Origin of the sequence: Pseudoalteromonas sp. SR43-3 (genome assembly GCF_014163875.1) — a bacterium.
In the GTDB taxonomy this organism is placed as follows: Bacteria; Pseudomonadota; Gammaproteobacteria; order Enterobacterales; family Alteromonadaceae; genus Pseudoalteromonas; species Pseudoalteromonas distincta.
Window position 1 is genome coordinate 48,715 of record NZ_JACJEC010000018.1, and the last position, 19,889, is coordinate 68,603.

Sequence of the window (19,889 nt, forward strand, 5' to 3'; positions counted from 1 at the left end):
AGAGTTTTAATGTCACGATTTTTTATCGATAGACCGATATTTGCTTGGGTACTCGCTATTGTAGTGATGCTAGCAGGTATTTTGGCTATACAAAGCTTGCCAATTGCACAGTATCCGTCAATTGCACCGCCAGCAATTAGTATCACGGCAACGTACCCTGGTGCATCTGCACGTACGCTTGAAGATACGGTTACGCAAGTTATAGAGCAAAAAATGAAAGGGCTTGATGGCTTACTTTATATGTCATCAACGTCTGAGTCGAGTGGTTCTGCTACGCTTACACTTTCGTTTAGCGCTGAAACTGACCCTGATATTGCACAAGTTCAAGTGCAAAATAAATTAGCGACAGCAACACCACTTTTACCTGAAGAAGTACAAAGGCAAGGTGTCGTTGTTGCAAAGTCTGCGCGTAACTTTTTGATGGTATTAGGTTTTGTGTCTAAAGATGGCAGTATGACCAACATCGATATTGGTGATTATGTATCATCAAACGTGCAAGATATTGTTTCACGTGTTGAAGGCATAGGTGAAGTGCAATTATTTGGCTCACAATACGCTATGCGAATTTGGTTAGACCCTTCAAAGTTACAAAATTATAAGCTTACACCTGCTGATATTAGTGCATCAATTAGTGCGCAAAATGCACAAGTATCTGCGGGGCAATTAGGAGGGATGCCATCAGTTGCTGGGCAGCAACTTAATGCAACGGTGACAGCGCAAAGTCGTTTACAAACGGTCGAGCAGTTTGAGAATATTTTAGTAAAAACAAATCCTGATGGCTCTTTTGTACGTCTAGAGGACGTAGCTAAAGTAGAGCTTGGCGGTGAAAGCTACCGCGTTGTTGCTCGTTACGATGGGCAACCTGCATCAGGTTTAGGTATTAAATTGGCCAGTGGCGCGAATGCACTTGATGCAGCGGCAGGCGTTAAAGCCGCAATTGAAGAGTTAAAACCTTATTTTCCTGAAGGGTTAGATGTAGTTGTACCCTATGACACCACACCATTTGTATCTTTATCAATTGAAAAAGTAGTTCATACGCTTATTGAAGCGGTTATTTTAGTGTTTGTCGTCATGTATTTGTTTTTACAAAACTTCCGAGCAACGCTTATTCCGACCATTGCCGTGCCTGTGGTATTGCTTGGTACGTTTGGTATTTTGTACGCATTTGGTTATTCAATCAATACGTTAACCATGTTCGCGATGGTACTTGCCATAGGCTTACTTGTGGATGATGCGATTGTTGTAGTCGAAAACGTTGAGCGCTTAATGACCGAAGAGAAGCTATCGGCACTTGAAGCTACGCGTAAATCTATGGATGAAATTAAAGGCGCGTTGGTCGGTATTGCCATGGTACTTTCTGCGGTATTTATACCAATGGCATTCTTTAGTGGCTCTACCGGTATAATTTATCGTCAGTTTTCTATAACACTCGTATCGGCGATGGGGTTATCTGTTTTAGTGGCTCTTATTTTAACGCCAGCATTATGTGCAACGCTTTTAAAACCAAGCCATGTACATAACAATAACACGCTATTTGGCCGATTTTTTACAGGCTTTAACCGTGGTTTTGATAAAACAAACTCAGGTGCACAAAGTTTTGTGGGCCGTATGCTTACGCACTCTAAGCGCTATCTGCTTATTTATGGCGTGATTGTGGGCGGCATGGTTTATGTATTCTCAAGCTTACCAACGGCATTTTTGCCTGACGAAGACCAAGGTATTTTGTTTAACCAAGTGTCATTACCGGCAGGCTCCACAACACAACAAACACTTGAGGTTGTTAAAAAAGTAGAGAACCATTTCTTAAATGATCAATCCGAAGCAGTAAACGGTATTTTTACCGTGACTGGTTTTAGTTTTGCAGGTTCTGGCCAAAACTCAGCGATTGCCTTTGTTAACTTTAAGCATTGGGATGAGCGTCAGCGAGATGATTTATCTGTTAAAGCGGTTGCAGGTAAAGCAATGGGCTACTTTTCAACAATAAAAGAAGCCTTTGTTTTTGCCTTTCCGCCACCTGCAATTGTTGAGCTGGGTACGGCCAATGGCTTTACTCTCTTTTTACAAGACCGTGTTGGCCTTGGACATGATGATTTATTAGCGGCAAGAAACCAATTATTAGGTATGGCGAGCCAAAGCCCAATTTTAGCGGGCGTACGTCCAAATGGACAAGAAGACATGCCAGAACTTCAACTTGATGTAGATTTAGCTAAAGCTGAAGCACTTGGTGTTTCACAAGGCGATATAAACAGCACGCTTGCCACTGCTTGGGGGAGTAGTTATGTAAATGACTTTATAGACCGTGGTCGCGTGAAGAAAGTATACCTACAAGGTGATGCGCAATCGCGTATGGTGCCTGAGGATCTAAACAAGTGGTATGTGCGCAATGATAATGGCGACATGGTGCCGTTTTCAGCTTTTGCTAGCTCGTTTTGGACATACGGTTCACCACGCTTAGAGCGTTACAATGGTTTTTCAGCAATGGAAATTCAAGGTAGTGCAGCGCCTGGTTACAGCACGGGACAAGCAATGGATGAAATGGAGCGATTAGTTAAACAATTACCTAATGGTATTTCGTCTGAGTGGACCGGTATTTCATTCCAAGAGCGCTCAAGTAGTGGTCAAGCACCGTTATTATATGGCTTATCGCTCTTGTTTGTATTTTTATGTTTAGCCGCGCTTTATGAAAGTTGGTCGGTACCATTTGCGGTAATGATGATTGTACCACTGGGTATATTTGGTGCGATTATGGCAGCGCTTGGCGGTGGCTTATCTAACGATATTTACTTGCAGGTAGGTTTGTTGACCACCATTGGTTTGGCATCTAAAAATGCGATACTGATTGTAGAGTTTGCGATTCATAAAATGGAAGAAGGGCTTGGCTTAGTTGATGCGGCTATTGCAGCTGTTCGCCTACGTTTGCGTCCAATACTTATGACTTCGATGGCCTTTATTTGTGGTGTTTTACCGCTTGCTATTGCCTCAAGCGCGGGTTCTGGTGCGCAAAATGCGTTAGGTATTTCGATTATTGGCGGCACACTTGCATCATCAATATTAGTTGTTGTTTTTGTACCGTTATTCTTTGTGTTAGTGCGCCGTGTATTTCCTGGCAAAGCTAAAGAGACTACGAAGGAGAGCGCAGAATGAGCATTAAAACATTCAGCCTAAGTGCAATTGCTTTATTGGTGCTAAGTGGTTGCCAATTAGCGCCTGAGCAAAAAGACCTTGCTCTACCAGTATCTGATGCTTATGCATCAGATACTGGGCAAACCGCTGCGCAGCAATTAAATTGGCAGCAGTTTTTTAATGACGAAAAACTACAAACGTTAATTAGTCAAAGCCTTGAGCATAACAAAGACATGCAAATTGCAGTGCTTAATGTGCAGCGTGTGCGTGGTTTATATCAAATTGAAGACTCTGCTTTGTATCCATCCCTTGATTTAAATGCATCTGGTACGCGCCAGCGTTTACCGGCTGACTTATCAGGTACTGGCGATGCAGCTATTAGCTCGCAATACAGTGCAACAGTGGGTATTACCTCTTACGAGTTAGATATTTGGGGCAAAGTACGCAATCAATCAGCGCAAGCACTGCAAAACTTATACTCTACAGAGCTTAGCCAATACAGCACGCAGGTGTCTTTAATTTCAGAGTTGGCAAATGCGTGGCTAAATTATGCAACTGATTTGCAACTGCTAGAGCTTGCAAAAGAAACGCTTACCTCTCAGCAAGAGTCATTATCGCTTACGCAAAAAAGCTTTGATTTAGGTGCGACGTCTTCAATTACCCTTGAGCAGCTTAAAAGCACAGTTGCTACGGCAAAAGTAGACATAGCAACGTACAAACGTTTGTTAAAGCGTGATAAAAGTGCCTTAGATTTATTAGTAGGTAAATCTGTTTCAGCTGATTTACTGCCTAATAAAGACCTGACTAACTTGATCAGTATGCCAGAAGTACCAGTTGGTTTACCGTCTGATCTGCTATCACAGCGCCCTGATATTAAAGCCGCTGAGCATTTAATGCTTGCTGCTAATGCCAATATTGGTATTGCTCGAGCGGCGTTTTATCCAAGCATAAGCTTAACAGCCAACGCGGGGTCTGCTTCAAGTGACTTAAGTGGCTTGTTTGATTCAGGCTCTGGGACATGGAGCTTTGTGCCGACAATTAGCTTACCTATTTTTAATATGGGACGTAACCAAGCAAATCTTGATGTAGCAAAAGCAGATCAAGAAATTGCAGTGGCAACGTATCAGCAAAAAATTCAAAATGCGTTTCGCGAAGTTGCCGATGCACTTGCTGATAGAGAAGGTTACCAAGAGCAATTAAGTGCCCTTGATATGCTTATAAGTAGTCGACAAATCACGTTTGATTTATCAAAAATGCGTTACGAAAAAGGCGCAGATAGCTACTTGCAAGTACTTGATGCTCAGCGTACGTGGTACGGCGCGCAGCAGCAGTTAATTGCGGGTCAGCAAGCGTATCTTGCGAGTCAAATTAACTTGTACAAAGCGCTTGGTGGCGGATGGAATGTAGCCAGTGAAACAACTCAGGAAGAGAAATAATATTTGCGGCTTTTAAAGCCGCATTACATATTTATATTGCGAGACTATTTATAGCTCTTGCTTTACTGAGTTTATGACTTGGTAGTGGAGTTGAACATGAAGCCTAAAGCAAAAAGGCAAACAGATCCCGCGATAGCACTTGCTAGGCGTGAGCAAATTTTAACAGCTGCTGCAGAGTGTTTTCGCCGTAAAGGTTACCACGGTGCAGGTATGGCAGAAATATCTAAAACGGCAGGGATGAGTGCAGGGCATATTTATAATTACTTTGAAAGCAAAGAAGCGATTATAGAAAGCATTATTGAAAAAGACATGGAAGAAATGTTCTCTATCTTTCAAAAGTTTGAAGATCACCCTGGTGATGTTTTGGCGGCTCTTTTAGATGGCTTAAATATTGGTGTGCAAAGACACATGGATACAGGCTCGTGTGTTATTGATTTAGATATGATGGCAGAAGCGGGTCGTAATATTAAAGTTGCTACTCTTTTGCGTGAAACCGATATTCAAGCAAGAGGGCGCATGAGGCAGCTTTTAACAAGCGAGCGAAGTGCGCTCAAAGACATTGATGAGCGTGAACTTGAAAGCCGAATTAATGTTATTTTTTCGATGATGGCAGGGTTATTACTTAGAAAGTTACTTTACCCTGAGCTAACCGAAGAAACGGTACTCATAGCGCTTCGCCCTGCGATGAAAACATTACTGATGCCATTTGATAAAGCGCAGTAACGCTCAAAGTAAATAACTAAAAAGTAAGCTAGCCAATATTTTGGCTAGCTTTTTTATTTATACTATTTAAAAACGCTCGATTGACCACTGAAGTGCAACAATTGCGATAGCAACGGAGCCCATTGGCATTAACCATTTTTTATACCAAGTGTAGTGTCGTACATAAATGAGTATTGGTAAGGCTATCAGTAATATACTAAGTTGACCGATTTCGACGCCTAAATTAAACGCCAATATACTGAGCAGTTGATAGTCGCTCGACAGGCCAAGTTCGCCAAGTACGCTCGCAAATCCCATCCCATGTAGTAAACCAAAAGCAAAAGTAAGCCAACCTAAACGAAGTACCAACGGCCACACATTATTTAATGCTGCAAATAAAACAGATATAGCAATTCCAAGCTCTACCCAGCGACTATTTGGTGATACAAGGTTCATAGCGGTGGCGGTAAGCGTAATAGAATGCGCAAGCGTAAACGCGGTTACTATCCATGCTGTGTGTTTAATAATGTGTTTTTTAGAGCTAATACCTTGCCATGCTTTATTGCTGCGTTTTAAAACACAGGTAAGTAACAAAGCGATTAAAAATAAAATATGATCAATACCAATCCAAATATGTAAAACACCTTGGTAAACGTATTGATTAAAGGTACTTAAATAACTTGTTTGTTCAAAGCTGAACGTTTGTTGTGCCTCATTGATATTAAATACACGAGATACACCGTTAATATTTACGATGGATTTATGGTTAGCATCAGTTTTGAAAAAAGCGGAATAGGAAAGGGTGATTGCTTCATTGTCATCACAGCTAAACTGCAGCGGAATCACTAAATAAGGTTGGTTAAAATGGTTATCTAGCTGATAGATACCTTCACTTTTTAAAGGGCATATTTGCGCGCTTTGCGTGATATTTAAATTTTCTTTAATGAAGTTATTAATTGAGCTGCGTTTTGCTTTTATTTCTGTCCACGAAATTTGGCCGTTTTTATCTAAATCCAGAGGCACTGCGTGCTCTAAGTCGGCAATATTTATTTGCCAGGTACCCGTGTATAGATTTTTGTTGGTGTCGTTATTGTGCTCGCTATTTAAGGTCATATAACTTGTACTTAGTTGATGGGCAAAGCTGTAAGTTGAAAAAATGCACAGCATTAAAGTGAGTATAAATAGATAAGGCGTTTTCATAGTGTATCTCGTTGCATCGCTTTTGCTTTAATAAGTAATTGCTCATCGGTGCTCATTTTAGCCTGTTGCCAATTAATATGAGCCCAGTAAAGTGCTTTTTCACGATTTGGTTGTACATCAAGGTAATATTTAGCTAAGTCACTCGCATGAAAAGAATCTTTACGAAGCTCTCTAAGTGTAACTCTTTTCGCCATTGTATTTTGCCATTTTTTATCGCGTTTATTCAGTTTTTTTTCTGCGATTGAAAGCCTTAGTAAAATAGCATCTTCTAAATTACTTTTATCTGGAAGCAGTACGCTTAATGTATTTAATACTTGTTGAGGTTGATTTAGCGCAATTTGAATATCGGCCCATAACACAATGAGGCTCACAGGAGCTTGAACTAAATCTACGCTTTGTAAGTGAGACAAAGCTTGCTTGTAGTTATTTAAACGATAGCTCATTTCACTTAAAACATGGTTTGTAGCTAAACTAGTTTGGTTATTGTTTATAATTTTAATTAATGTCTGGTAGCTGTCTAAAACGCTTTCATGCTGGCTTTGTACGTCTAGTACACAAGTGCTAGCAGTAATGGTACTTACTTGACCAATCAAGGCAACACAGTGTTGTTTTGCCTTTGTAAATTTACCTTGGGTCATCAATATATTGGCCAGTAACAAATGGCTATTACTGTGCTTTGGCTCGGTAATCAAAACGTTGTTGGCAACGTTAATTGCTTCGTCAAAAAGGTGCTCTTTTTGTAAAACACGAGCATATAAGTAACCAATTTGAGATGAGGGTGTTTGTTTATATAGCTGGGCTAAACGGGTCTTAAGTAGCCCCTGTAAACGCTCTGTTTGGCCTACATATTGGCTGTTAGTGACTAATGTATTTATTTCCTCAACAGACAGAGAAGCACTAAGCGTTGAATTACTGTTAGCAATAACTGCGTCATCTTTTGGAGTATAAGGAGCCGCACTCACCGCGAAAGAGGTTAAGCAAATAGCAATAATAGTGAGGGGTTTAAGTACTGATAAATGCATTATAAATATCCTTTGAAAAAAAGCCATCCATGGCCTGTCAGCTTAATGACTTGGTTAGTTACCGCTTGTAGAAATTAATCCATCAACATCGGTATCAGTGTTTGTAAACACCCGACCATTAACAGTTAACGGCTCTGCATTTGGCGCTTGGTTAAATGCATCGGTTGCAAATTGAGCAAAGTCAACTTGCAGCGCCTCAATCGTAATACTTACTGTTGCAGTAACTTGCGAATTAACGCCATCACTTACACCAAACATAAAGCTATCTGAACCTGTTGCTTCTTTATTAGGTGTATAAGTAAAGTTACCATCACTGTCAACATTAACAGTACCGAGCATTGGCTCGCTTGTTAACGAGTAAGTAAGTGAGTCGCCATCATTGTCGGTTGCGCTAAGCATATCGGTAATGCTTACTTCAGTTTGTGTAGTTAGCATTGCATCACTTGCGGTAGGCGCTGTGTTTACAACCGGTGTAGGCTGTTTTTTATCATCATCGCTACTACATGCTCCCAATGTTAATGCACTGAGGAGAACACAAATATGGGTAGTTTTTAAATTACGCATTATTTTACTCCTTATTTAGAGCCAGCAAGTGGTGTTGCAAGGTATGGGAATGTTGAGTCCATCATTGTTGCATCAATAGGTGCGCCGTCTGTAAATGGCACTGTGCCTGTATTAGCATCCTCTGGTGCACAAAGTCCTAAATCAGTGTCTTCACCATTCACTGGGATAGGATGACATAAACGACCCATCACAACACGAAGTGCAATATCAACCACATCATCACCCGGGCGACGACCATTTGGGAAGCCGGCTAAATCATTACCCGCTACACCAAATGCAGATTGATCAGCTTGCGCTGTTGCTGCAATGCCTGTATTTAAACGCAGCATTTCTGAAGGTGTTACAGTTGCTTGCTGATTAACGCCTGCAAAACCTGTTAAAAATGCAGTGATTAAATCAGTACGCGGGAAGTTTGTGGGTGCCAGTGTTTCTAAGTTTGCGCCAAGGGTCGTATTAACAGCATCTTTAAACAAAATGTTTAATAACTCAGGTAGTGCTGGGTGAGATACATAATCTAAAAATTGTGCATCATCTTTAGGGTGAGCAGTGGAGAATGTGTCCTTGTCTTTAATGCCAATTACAAGCTCGTTTACAAGCGGGCTACCTAGGCGTGAAACCTGAGTTAATGCACCACCGTTTACCGCATTATTAGCAAATTTAGCATTTGGGTTTAATACACGTGCTTGAGGTAAGCTTGCTGTTGTCCATGAACCTATTACGCCATTACCTTCTCCAACAATACAGCTTTTAGGTATTTCGATAGCGATTGATGTTACGTTTTTATCTGCAAGGTCGTCGTTATCAGCTGATTGTGTTATGCCACCAGGAAAACCACCGCCGTCACCAGCACCTGGGGCGCTATCACCCTCTACAGGTACATAGTTTACTAAATCAAATGTTTTACCTAGGTTAACTACAAATGGGTCTTTACGTTGCCCTACAAAAACTTGTGCCATGCTTTCACAGTTAGGAATTGAAACCTGATACACAAATTGGTCAGCATAAGTTTGATAATCGCTCATTGAACCAAATGTTTTATTGCCCACATAATCAAGCGGTTTAGAAAATGTGCTGGAGTTCGATGCAGTGTTATTTAATACTGTTGTTTCGCCAGTACGCTGCGCGCCGCTTATCATGCTTATAGTGTATGATTCGCTAAAATTTACAGCGCTGTTATCTCCGGCAGATACACCGCCTACATTTTTAAGTGGTACAGACACGTTGCGTTGATTACCTTCCGGTCCAACAGTTAATTGCACACCTTGATTATCATTAGGAAGCATGCTTTTAAAGTTAAATGCAAATGTAATATCTTCAACAGCATCGCCGTCGTTATCTATATGAATGCTGTAGGTAGCATCTGGGTCCATTGCAAAGTAATTAGGACCGCCGTATGCATCTTGCAGCGGGATGTAATTAGCAATTAATGTTACGTAATCATCACGACCTTGCTCGTAACTATTAAATACATAAAAATCGGTTGAATCTAAAGTCGGGAAACGGCTTATATTTGGCGCTTCTCTGTGGCTAGATGCTTCACTTGGTGCACTTACAAACGTACTACATATTACTACTGCGAGTATTGATGGAGTTAAAGCTTTCATGACTTTGTCCTTTAGTTTTGATTGAAGTCATAGCTAATAACGGGGCGGGATTTAAATTGGATGCAAAAAAGTTAAATTATTTTATTTTTTGTTAAAAAGTTTAAAAGTAAGTTGGCTGCTTTGTGTAAGCAGCCAACTTTGGTCATAATAGTCGGGTTATAAAAGTACCAGCTCTGTGGTGTAAAGCACTTCAGTGGGAGAGCCATTTGGTGAGCCACCAATAGGCTCTAAACTCACTGCTAACAATGCGATATCACTTGCGTTAAAGCGGTTATCTTTAAATAATATTTTACTGCCTTGCTTGGGCAGTAAACCCAATGAAATAGGTGCATCTTGACCTTTTAAAATCATCCACAGCTCATAATCTTTATTAGTTTGAGCAACCAATTGGCTACTAGCTTTAATTGAGAGCCCTTGCTCGCTTACATCAATAAACCACAATGATTGTTTATCTTGATTTTGAACCAAAGCAATTTGCTGAGTTTGCATAACATTGGTACTAGGCTGAATAACCAAAAAGGCTAAAACAATGCATGCGGCAGTTGCCACAAAAGACCATGTACGCCAAATTGAAGGCTTGGTATGTATGACTGTTTTACTTGTTTGTGGTCTGTTCTCAATACGCTGTAGTATATTTACCCATACATCGTCACGTGGCGTTTGCGGTGTAATAGCACTCGCTAAGTTGTTAAGGTTTTGCTCCCACATATTTGTTGCTTCACGTGCTTGATTTGAGTTAAGTAACAGACGCTGAAAACGCTTACGGGCAAGCCCTCTAAGTGTGCCAAGCACGTACTGACCAGCAAGCGCGTCTAATAGTTCGGGTTTATTATAATTCATAATGTTAAACACCTTTGTAGCTGCATAAGCCCACGCCTGATCCAGCTTTTAACTGTACCTAATGGCGTTTCTATATGATCCACTAACTCGCTATGACTCAGCCCCTTATAATAAGCTAAGTGAATAGCTTGTTTTTGTTGCGGCTCAAGCTGTTCGATACAATTGACCAGTTTCGTTTCTTCATCGTAATTAACGTCGATACTTTCATTTTCATATTCGTCATCGCCTAACGACTGCTCTTTTCGTACTTTGTGATAGCGAAGTAAGTCAAGACTTCTGTATCTGACTATACTTATCATCCAACTAATAACGGTGCCTTTAGAGGCGTTATATTCAGATGCGTTATGCCAAATTTTTATAAAAGCGTCTTGTAGTGCCTCTTCCGCATAAGCTCTGTTAGTGAGCATATTTAAGCTAATAGCAAAAAGTTTGCCGCTAGTTTGTTGATATAAACTTGAGAAAGCATTTTTGTCTCCTTGTGCTGTTGCGCACAAAAGAGGGAGTAAATCATCATTATCCATAGGGGTCCTGTTTTTCTTATTATCATTGAGTAAACGGTTGAGGGTGTGATTTGGATGCAAAAAAATTTAATTGCCTTTTAGATTAGCTGCTTTATACGTAAGTACAAGCAATAAACGATCAGTGTTTGAAATTTAGACGTGTAAGTATAATTTATTCACATGTTTGTAAAAAATGCACAAAGAGCGGTCTGTAGTAGAATTTAGTTTATTAATTACTATAGATATCAATAGCCTACTGTTCGCGTTTGAATTTTAAATGGCATTTATATGGCGTGATATTTGCAAAAGACTACTTAAAGCCGTTTAAATTAAGATTATAAATCGGCATTATTTTCACAAAGGAGAGACTATGTGGGCTGCAATTAGTTATTTACTATTAGCACTACTGCTTATTTTTATTGGTTGGGAAGTGAACTCTGTTTATTTTGCTATTGTTTTTTATTGGACTGCGCTGTCACTTTTATTAGTGAGTACCGCGTATATTTTTAATACAGCAAAAATATTTAGAAAGCGTGAAAATGGGGTGATCCCATTTTATATACGGTGGGCGTTTGTGCCATTTTTATTCGGTGTGCAAATTTATAATGCCTGGTCACGTAAGCGCGATAAAGTGCCGCCCATTCAACAAATAAACGAAAACCTATTTTTAGCTTGCCGATTATTTCCCTCAGATATAGACACATTAAAAGATAACGGGATTACGGCGATTTTAGATGTTACGTGTGAATTCGACGGACTCGAGTGGAGTTCAACACAAGAGAATATTAATTATTTAAACATTCCGGTGCTCGATCATAGTATTCCTACCCATTCTCAGTTAAATCAGGCTATTAATTGGATTCATCACCATATTAAAGAAGATCATCGCGTAGTCGTTCATTGTGCTTTAGGGCGTGGGCGCTCTGTTTTTGTCATGGCGGCTTATTTACTGAGCCAAAACAAAAATGCAGATGTGCATGAAGTACTTGCACAAATAAAAGAAACCCGCGAAACCGCAAATTTAAATAAGCATCAACTTCGCCATTTAGCTAAGCGACATAAAAAAGGCGAATTACTGATTAAAAACAAAGCCGTTTTAATTGCAAACCCTGTATCTGGTACACGATTATGGGAAGAAAAAGAGCACTTAATTGTTGCGCGGCTATCGGATTATTACGATCTGAAAGTACTCACTACTACAAAAGAAGTTAACGGTATTGAGCTGGCTAAACAGGAAATTGCGCAAAATCCGGATATTATTATCGCATGCGGGGGAGATGGTACGGTGGCCGAAGTTGCAAGCGTACTTGTAAATACACAATGTAAACTAGGCATCATCCCTATGGGGACTGCAAACGCCCTTGCGCATGTATTGATGGGTATTACCTCTAAATTTATTCCTGTTGAACAGGCTTGTGACTTAATTATAGATGGTCAAACAAGCATAATAGATACTGCTTATTGTAATAATGAATTAGTACTACTGCTCGCGGGTATTGGTTTTGAGCAATCAATGATAGAAAAAGCAGATAGAGAGTCGAAAAATAAGTCGGGGCAACTTGCCTATTTAAATGGTTTTTTTGAAGCGTTTGGCGAGCAAAAATCGCAGTTACTTAAAGTAAAACTCGATGATAATGAGCCAAAAGAAATATGTACTAATAGTTTTATTGTGGCCAATGCTGCGCCTTTTACAACGTTATTGGCTCAAGGTGGCGGGCAACCTGATCATAGTGACGGGCTACTCGATATAAATTGGTTAACACCAAATAATGAAGATTCAACCACAGTACTAAGTATTGCAGAGCTGATGTTTAGTAGCTTAACGCAAACACATTTAGCTATAAACTCTCATCATACAAATGCCAAAAGAGTAGAGGTTACTGGCGAAGGAGAGCTTAAGTACGTACTAGATGGTGAAGTTAAAACCGCTCAAAAACTGGTTATTACTATTGAGCCGGCTTCATTAAATGTGATTTGCAAAGAGCAATAAATCGCGTTAGTTATAATCAAAAAAGGAGCTAAATTAGCTCCTTTTTTACATCATTTTTTAATTGATGGCCAAACAAACCCTGTTGTATCAGGCGCTTGAGAAGATGTTTCTCTTGGTGCACTTTTTGGTCTACGAATAGGTTTGTTATTTATAGTGTGAATATAAAGTGCTTCCACTTTATCGCGAGCCCAAGGCGTTTTACGCAAAAACTTTAAACTCGATTTAATGCTGGGTTGATCAGTAAAACATTTAATTTTTACTTGCTCGCCAAGTGTTCTCCAGCCAAGTCGTTGCTCTAACTCAACAAGTATTTGTTCTAATGTTACCCCATGTAAAGGGTTTTTAGGTTGATTATTCATAGCCATACTACTTATTTAAACTGCATGCATTGTAGCTTAAATCAGCTTTTAGCGCTAATTCACAGTGATTGTTTTAGGAGCTGTTGGGTAAATAGCATTACCTTGCTTATCTATTTTAAGCCAAATGAGTTGGCTGTTACTGTGTTGGGGTGTTTTAGCACCACACAAGAGTGTAAAAGAGTGAACTTGTATTAATGCCCCTTCGCTATAGCGTTTGTTGTCGTACCAACAGTTAGCTTCTTCATTTACAAACTGGTTTGCATCAATAATTGAATGGGTTTTTAGCGTTGTTGCTTCACTAAGTATTGAATACGATAAGCTGCTAAAACAAAAGCATAGAATTAAAAAATTACGCATTAGAGGCCTTTAAATAGGGAGGGTTAAAAATAATACATTAAGCTAAAAAACGTGCTAGTGTAAAGTACACAAAGTGATTTTAAGTATAAATTTAGTTATTCACAGAACAATAAAAAGGTGCACACAATGCAATTTAATCAAACAATGATCGAAGAATTCACACTATTAGCAAAGTTTCCTCGCGACAGTAAAATGCAGGGTATTAAATTACATTCAGACGCAGAGCCAAGCTTACTTAGCGCAGCGCAACGTTTATTTGAAAAAGGGATTATAGATAGCCCAGATGGCGGATATTTAACTGATCTGGGCTTAGATTTAATTGAGCACGTTACGGTTATTCATAGCGCGCTACAAAGTTAATCTAAATTAGCTTAATTTGCATCGGGTTGATTTTGCGGTGCAGCGTCATTAAATGCAGCTAATTTATTACAATGTTCGTAAATGGCTGCAATTTTTGGATAAGCGCTCATATCTACGTCAAAACGAATTGCATTAAATACTTGCGGCACTAAACAAATGTCAGCAAGTGTTGGTTGGTCACCAAAGCAGTAGCCATTATTTTTGTTTAGCATCAGTTCTATTTTTTCAAAACCCACTTCTATCCAATGTCGATACCATTTATTTTTAGCCTCGTCATCAACACCTAATTCGTTTGATAAGTACTTCAGCACGCGTAAATTATTAACAGGATGAATATCGCAAGCAATGGCAAAGCTTAAGTTTCTTATTTGCGACTTTTGCCACGCAGTCCCTGTAATTAATGGCGATTGTGGATAAGTTTCATCAAGCCACTCAAGTATTGCAAGCGATTGTGCTAAAACACCATCATTGGTTTCAAGTGCCGGTAGTAAGCCTTGCGGATTAGTCGCTAAGTATTCTTTCCCAAGCTGCTCCGATTTTAAAAGGTTAACAATAGCAAGTTCATGATCGATTGCTTTTAAATTAAGCGCTATACGCACTCTATAAGCCGCTGATGAGCGAAAGTAGCTGTATAATTTCATTATTAATCCTCTGCACCTGTAAATTGTTTTTTTATAGTACGCCAGCAATCGGTGTAATTTGGTTGGCGCTCTTTACCTTCTAATGCATATTTTGTCGGTGAAATTATATAGCGCGACTCAAACATAAAGGCCAATGTGTTTTCATATTTTTGTGGTGTAAGCTCAGTGTTTGAGGCTTTTTCAAATACGTCGGCTTCAGGTCCATGTGGCGACATACAATTGTGTAAACTTGCGCCACCAGGTACAAAACCATGCTCTTTTGCATCATACACACCTTCAATTAAGCCCATAAATTCACTCATAATATTGCGGTGATAATACGGCGGGCGAAATGTATTTTCGGCTACCATCCAACGCGGTGGAAATATCACAAAATCGACATTTGCCATACCCTCAGTAGCAGAAGGAGAGGTTAGTACAGTGAATATAGAAGGATCGGGGTGATCAAAGCTCACTGTATTCATTACATTGAAACGCGATAAGTCGTATTTATAGGGCGCACTATTACCCGTCCATGCAACCACATCAAAAGGAGAGTGCTTAATTTCACAGCTAAATAAATTACCGTTAAATTTAGAAACAAGCTCAAAGTCACCTTCTTTATCTTCAAAGGCTGCTACAGGGTATTGAAAGTCTCTGTCGTTGGCAAAACCGTTGGCACCAACAGGCCCTCGCTCTGCAAGCTCTAACGCATGGCCATAATTTTCACAAATATAACCACGGGCTGTATCGTCAATTAAATCAACAGAGAACTTAATTCCTCTGGGAACTACAGCAATTTCACCCGGTTTAATACATAACTTCCCGCACTCGGTGTGAATTAATAACCCACCTTGCTGAGGGACAAACAACATTTCGCCATCGGCATTACAAAAGTAACGCCCTTGCATTGACTGATTAGCGACATATACATGAATGCCAATACCAGATTGCCCATTAGCACTGCCATTAGCAGCCATCGTTACTAACCCATCAATAAAATCAGTAGGCTGTGAAGGCATATCAATAGGATCCCAACGTAGCATTGTTGGTGGTGTTACGGCTTCAGTGATTGGGGCTGTTCTTATTAGGCCATTATCAATTGCTTGGTAATCACCTTGCACTACAGACGGACGAAGGCGGTAAAACCAAGTGCGACGATTTGAAGCGCGAGGAGCCGTAAATGCAGTCGAACTAAATTGCTCTGTGTATAAATCGTATTTAACTTTTTGTGGGCTAAATTGTCCTATTGGCAGTGCACCGGGTAGCGCTTGTGTTTCAAATTCATTACCAAAGCCGGTCATATAACTTAATTGTGTCGCCATTACTGACTCCTGTGAGAGGGGGTTGGTTTAATATTATTTTTATTTCAGTTAAGATACTCTCAAGTGAGACTAATATCAAATGTGCAAGTATGCACCTGTGTAAATATTAATGAACACCAAAGTAAGCCTTATAAAGCTGGGATAACCAAAAATGAAAATTGATTTAGCAACGTTTTTACCTTATCAATTAACGAATGTAGCAACACGTGTAAGTAACGACTTTGCCGAGGTTTATCAAACTAAGTACGGTTTAAATATTCCGCAGTGGCGAATACTTGCTAATTTAGCGCAGTATGGTCAGAGCAACGCAAAGGATTTATGCACGCAAGCAAATATGGATAAGTCGACAGTGTCGCGTGCGGTAAAAGTACTAATAGATAAAGGTTTAGTTAGAAGTGAATTAAATAAGCAAGACAAACGCGCGGCCTTACTTGTACTGAGCAAAGCAGGGCAAAACTTATATGAGCAAATAGCACCCGATGCACTGAATTGGGAAAAACAATTACTGAGCACTTTAACCAACGAAGAATACGAAGTATTAGTGAGTATTTTTGAAAAATTAAATAATAAATTAAAAGCATAAAAAAGCCCACAAAGTGGGCTTTTAAAAAATGTATTAGTTTATAATTCTAAATTAGAAAGTGTAACGAACACCTACACGCATTTGCCATAAAGACGCATCAGATTGTACTGATGTATTTGCGTTGTTTTTGTTAAAGTCTGAGTATACGTAGCGGCCTTCTTCATCAATTGATGTTGAAATCATGCTAGCGCCTACGAAAGGACCTTTCTTAAGTACGCCCCAATCATCGTTTAACAGATTTGTAAGGTTATCAATTACGAAGAATGCTTCACCTTTGTGACCTTCCATAAAGCCTGGAAGCTCTTGTGTCACTTTAAAGTTAAACTTAACAAACCAATCAGAGTTCTCTGCGTTACGGCTAGTCGTTTGACCACGTTTTAAACCATTTGATGCAATAAATTCATTGAATTCATTGATATCAGCAGCACTCATGTCGTAAACAACGTTAGGATCGTTTTCAAGTGGAACGTAAAGTAGTTGGCGGTTGCCATTCCCGTTTACATCGCCCCATACATTTTCGTCACTGCCATCAAATGTGTAGCTGTATGGTAAGCCTTTATATGCTTCACCAAATAAGTTAAAGCGAGTAGCAAAACCATCAACAAACTCATGAGTATAACCAAGAGTCATAGTAAAGCGATGTGGAATTTCGTAATCAGATGAAGCAACACCTGGGTTACCTGGATCTGTTAGCGCAATGTTACCGTAGTTTGAACCAGCTACAGAGCTTGTCATTGGGTTAACATCATCAGAATCTGTGTAGGCATAACCAAAGTTAACGCTTACGCCATTATCAAACATTTTGCTAACTGCTAATGAAATAACCGATGAATCACCGCTATCACCAGTTACATTTGTAAGAAGGTATTCCTCCTTGCGACCTTCAATTGATTCGTAAATAGGGCGGCCATCAAATGTAGTTTCGCCAGAATCTTGAAGCGCGATGTCACGCATTAACGCAGCATCTTTTTTCTTCGAGTATAAGTAATCAAGAGAGATTACGTACTCGTTTTCAGTTGTATACGTTGCACCAAGTGAGTATTTCCACTCTGATGGGATTTCAAAGTCTGGGTCAACAGCGTTTGCAGTTGAATCGCCTGAACCGATTACTGTGTCAGCTACTGCATCAAATTGAGACTGAGGTATTTCAAATCCTGGAGTACCATTATTTACATTAGGTGTTGCGAACAAGTCGATCGAACCAAACTGGTTTGCGCTAATGTTTGTAATGCCGTCGTTTGAGTAAGAGTTAGATAACCAAACGTTAGGGTTACCGCCTGAGAACAAGCCAACACCTGCACGTACTTCAAGTGCATCTGTAGCGTACCATTGGAAGCCTACACGAGGTTGAATTAAATCGATACCATCAAATGTACTTTGGTTACTGTAGCCATAGCGGTCAGTAAAGTTTTGATTTAAGTTAGGTACATCATCACTTGTATATTTATCATAACGTAGACCAAACGTGATGTTTGCATCTAAATCAGTGAACGAGTACTCGTCTTGCACGTAAAATGTATGTTGAGCGTATGAAAAGCTTGCTGCTGCATCGTTTGGATCATTTGTACCAGCAGCATTGTTGTAGTAAATCGCACTTGCAATACCATTTTCAAAATCATCAATATTGTTGAAACGGTACTCACCTTCAGTATGCTGAACGAATAAGTTAAATACATCTAACTCTTCAAACTCGTAACCAGCAGTAATTGTATGCTGATCAAGGTAATAAGTACCTGCAACTTTAAATGTAGTTGTATCGTAATCTAAATCGTTTGATTGGCGTGAGTCATCTGGACCAATATAAACTGTACCACCATCTTCGGTACGAATTTGCATTTCACCAAAACTGCTTGCTGCATCTAGTGATTGTACTGTTGCATCAAGCTCAGACTTACCAATACGAACTTCAGTAGAGAAGTCATCTGACCAATCAGAGTAAACAGATGCAATGATTGAAGTGAATTCTGCACTTTGGTCATAAAAGTGGTTAGATAGTGATACACGGCTAGAGCCAGTATCTGACTGTGAAACAGTATTACCATCGTTGTAGTTATAGATTAAGTTTGCACGGTGATCTTCGTTGATGTTCCAATCTAGTTTAACTAAGATTTTTTCATCTTCAACAGGCATACTTGAAGGCATTCCGCCTACATCGTAACCATATACAGTTTGAGCAATGCTAGTGATACGCGAGATATCATCAGCAGTTACACTGCCACTGCTTAAGCCATCGTAGTTAAACTGTTGAATACCTTCAAGTTTTTCATATGAAGTGAATAAAAATAGTTTATCTTCAATTAGTGGAAGACCTACATTGAAGCCGTAACGTTTTTCAGTATAGTTACCGTTATCAACGTCATCACCTTCAATTTTATCACCCTTGAAAGAGTCGCTAGTGTAATCGTAGAAAACAGCGCCATGAACATCGTTGCCACCAGATTTGGTTACAGCGTTAATGTTACATGATGTAAAACCACCGTATTGAACGTCAAACGGTGCAAGCTCAGCTGAAACTTGTTCAATTGAATCAAAAGAGAAAGGGGCGCGAATAGTAGGGTAACCATTTGAGCTTAAGCCGAAGTTATCGTTCATACGAACGCCGTCTAGCGTTAAGCTGTTGTAGCGAGGGTTACCACCACCACAGTTAATTGAACCACGGCTATCATCAATTGTGATACGTGGGTCGATACGGATAATGTCTTTTAAATCACGGTTAATAGCTGGAGTATTTTCAAGATCTGTTAGCGTAAATGTAGAAGCTGGACCAGTACCACCAGACATAGCGCTAATTGGTGCGCCAGAAACTACAATTTGTTCCATGCTTGATTGTGACTCAAGAGAAACGTTTACTGGGTAGTCGTTACCAATGTTAAGAATAATGTTATTAAATTCTTGGTCTGCGTATACATCTGAATCAACAATTACTTTATAAGGACCGCCAACTCGCAGGCCTTTAGCTGTGAAATAACCAGCGTCATTTACTTCAGTTGTTTTTACTGATCCAGAAGGTACGTGTAAAATTGTTATTTTAGTGCCGGCTGCTGGGTTGCCGTTAGGCCCCATTACTTGACCTTTAATTGCAGAGGTCGTTTCGTTAGCCATTGCAGCGCCACTTACACCAACACATGCTGCAATAGCAAGTGAAAGAGCTGTTTTGCGTAATTGAGTTTTCATTTAATTTTCCCGTGTAGTTATTAATTAAATTTTTATATTTTTATTTTAAAATTTTTCAAAATAAACAGTTAAAGTTCATTTATTCAAAATCCGTTACTAGTGTACCTTATTTATTCGTTACAAATAAAAT

17 protein-coding genes are annotated in these 19,889 nt (G+C 39.6%); 6 read left to right on the forward strand and 11 right to left on the reverse strand.

Annotation, left to right across the window (positions count from 1 at the left end; genetic code table 11):
* Positions 1–9: 9 nt before the first annotated feature.
* The 3 genes from H5088_RS16445 to H5088_RS16455 all read left to right on the forward strand — a co-directional run bounded on the left by H5088_RS16445 (position 10) and on the right by H5088_RS16455 (position 5,282).
* The gene (locus H5088_RS16445; protein WP_182753745.1) at positions 10–3,144 is read left to right on the forward strand and encodes an efflux RND transporter permease subunit; all 3,135 of its coding nucleotides are present in this window, start codon (positions 10–12) and stop codon (positions 3,142–3,144) included.
* Entirely contained in the window at positions 3,141–4,559 is a 1,419-nt protein-coding gene (locus H5088_RS16450; RefSeq protein WP_165742544.1) for an efflux transporter outer membrane subunit, read from the forward strand. Before H5088_RS16445 ends, H5088_RS16450 begins: the two co-directional genes overlap by 4 nt.
* Before the next feature lie 96 nt (positions 4,560–4,655).
* Positions 4,656–5,282 (forward strand): TetR/AcrR family transcriptional regulator, encoded by a 627-nt coding sequence (locus H5088_RS16455; RefSeq protein ID WP_002959031.1) that lies wholly within the window; start codon positions 4,656–4,658, stop codon positions 5,280–5,282.
* Between the two features lie 66 nt (positions 5,283–5,348).
* Here the strand turns inward: H5088_RS16455 and H5088_RS16460 are convergent, their stop codons facing one another.
* The 6 genes from H5088_RS16460 to H5088_RS16485 form a co-directional block, all read right to left on the reverse strand.
* Positions 5,349–6,461, reverse strand: coding sequence for a HupE/UreJ family protein (locus H5088_RS16460; RefSeq protein ID WP_182753747.1), 1,113 nt, complete (start codon positions 6,459–6,461; stop codon positions 5,349–5,351).
* Complete coding sequence (locus tag H5088_RS16465; RefSeq protein WP_182753749.1) at positions 6,458–7,483, reverse strand: hypothetical protein; 1,026 nt, start codon at positions 7,481–7,483, stop codon at positions 6,458–6,460. Before H5088_RS16465 ends, H5088_RS16460 begins: the two co-directional genes overlap by 4 nt.
* Positions 7,484–7,537: 54 nt before the next feature.
* Complete coding sequence (locus H5088_RS16470; protein ID WP_182753751.1) at positions 7,538–8,047, reverse strand: Ig-like domain-containing protein; 510 nt, start codon at positions 8,045–8,047, stop codon at positions 7,538–7,540.
* A gap of 11 nt (positions 8,048–8,058) precedes the next feature.
* On the reverse strand, positions 8,059–9,651 hold the full coding sequence (locus H5088_RS16475; protein ID WP_182753753.1) for a DUF4331 domain-containing protein: 1,593 nt from the start codon (positions 9,649–9,651) through the stop codon (positions 8,059–8,061).
* 156 nt (positions 9,652–9,807) lie between these two features.
* Complete coding sequence (locus H5088_RS16480) at positions 9,808–10,491, reverse strand: anti-sigma factor domain-containing protein (protein ID WP_182673611.1); 684 nt, start codon at positions 10,489–10,491, stop codon at positions 9,808–9,810.
* Positions 10,488–11,012 carry a sigma-70 family RNA polymerase sigma factor gene (locus H5088_RS16485; RefSeq protein WP_182673610.1) on the reverse strand — a complete coding sequence of 175 codons (525 nt, stop codon included), beginning with the start codon at positions 11,010–11,012 and terminating at the stop codon, positions 10,488–10,490. The genes H5088_RS16480 and H5088_RS16485 overlap by 4 nt, the downstream gene beginning before the upstream one ends.
* A 349-nt stretch (positions 11,013–11,361) precedes the next feature.
* Between H5088_RS16485 and H5088_RS16490 the strand changes: the two genes are divergently transcribed.
* Positions 11,362–12,981, forward strand: coding sequence for a diacylglycerol kinase family protein (locus H5088_RS16490; protein WP_024591821.1), 1,620 nt, complete (start codon positions 11,362–11,364; stop codon positions 12,979–12,981).
* A 50-nt stretch (positions 12,982–13,031) separates the two neighbouring features.
* On the opposite strand, the gene H5088_RS16495 is transcribed toward H5088_RS16490, so the two are convergent.
* Positions 13,032–13,340, reverse strand: coding sequence for a VF530 family DNA-binding protein (locus H5088_RS16495; protein ID WP_024591820.1), 309 nt, complete (start codon positions 13,338–13,340; stop codon positions 13,032–13,034).
* 54 nt (positions 13,341–13,394) lie between these two features.
* Positions 13,395–13,697 carry a DUF1496 domain-containing protein gene (locus H5088_RS16500; RefSeq protein ID WP_002959040.1) on the reverse strand — a complete coding sequence of 101 codons (303 nt, stop codon included), beginning with the start codon at positions 13,695–13,697 and terminating at the stop codon, positions 13,395–13,397.
* 126 nt (positions 13,698–13,823) lie between these two features.
* Between H5088_RS16500 and H5088_RS16505 the strand changes: the two genes are divergently transcribed.
* On the forward strand, positions 13,824–14,057 hold the full coding sequence (locus H5088_RS16505) for a TIGR02647 family protein (protein ID WP_007375551.1): 234 nt from the start codon (positions 13,824–13,826) through the stop codon (positions 14,055–14,057).
* Between the two features lie 11 nt (positions 14,058–14,068).
* On the opposite strand, the gene maiA is transcribed toward H5088_RS16505, so the two are convergent.
* Positions 14,069–14,698: a maleylacetoacetate isomerase gene (gene maiA, locus H5088_RS16510; protein WP_182753755.1), complete on the reverse strand. Its 630-nt coding sequence runs from the start codon at positions 14,696–14,698 to the stop codon at positions 14,069–14,071.
* Between the two features lie 2 nt (positions 14,699–14,700).
* Entirely contained in the window at positions 14,701–16,002 is a 1,302-nt protein-coding gene (hmgA, locus tag H5088_RS16515) for a homogentisate 1,2-dioxygenase (RefSeq protein ID WP_182753757.1), read from the reverse strand.
* 151 nt (positions 16,003–16,153) lie between these two features.
* On the opposite strand from hmgA, the gene H5088_RS16520 reads away from it, so the two are divergent.
* Positions 16,154–16,585, forward strand: coding sequence for a MarR family winged helix-turn-helix transcriptional regulator (locus H5088_RS16520; protein WP_182753759.1), 432 nt, complete (start codon positions 16,154–16,156; stop codon positions 16,583–16,585).
* A 51-nt stretch (positions 16,586–16,636) separates the two neighbouring features.
* Here H5088_RS16520 and H5088_RS16525 read toward each other — a convergent pair whose 3' ends face one another.
* The gene (locus H5088_RS16525) at positions 16,637–19,759 is read right to left on the reverse strand and encodes a TonB-dependent receptor (RefSeq protein WP_182753761.1); all 3,123 of its coding nucleotides are present in this window, start codon (positions 19,757–19,759) and stop codon (positions 16,637–16,639) included.
* Positions 19,760–19,889: the final 130 nt, after the last annotated feature.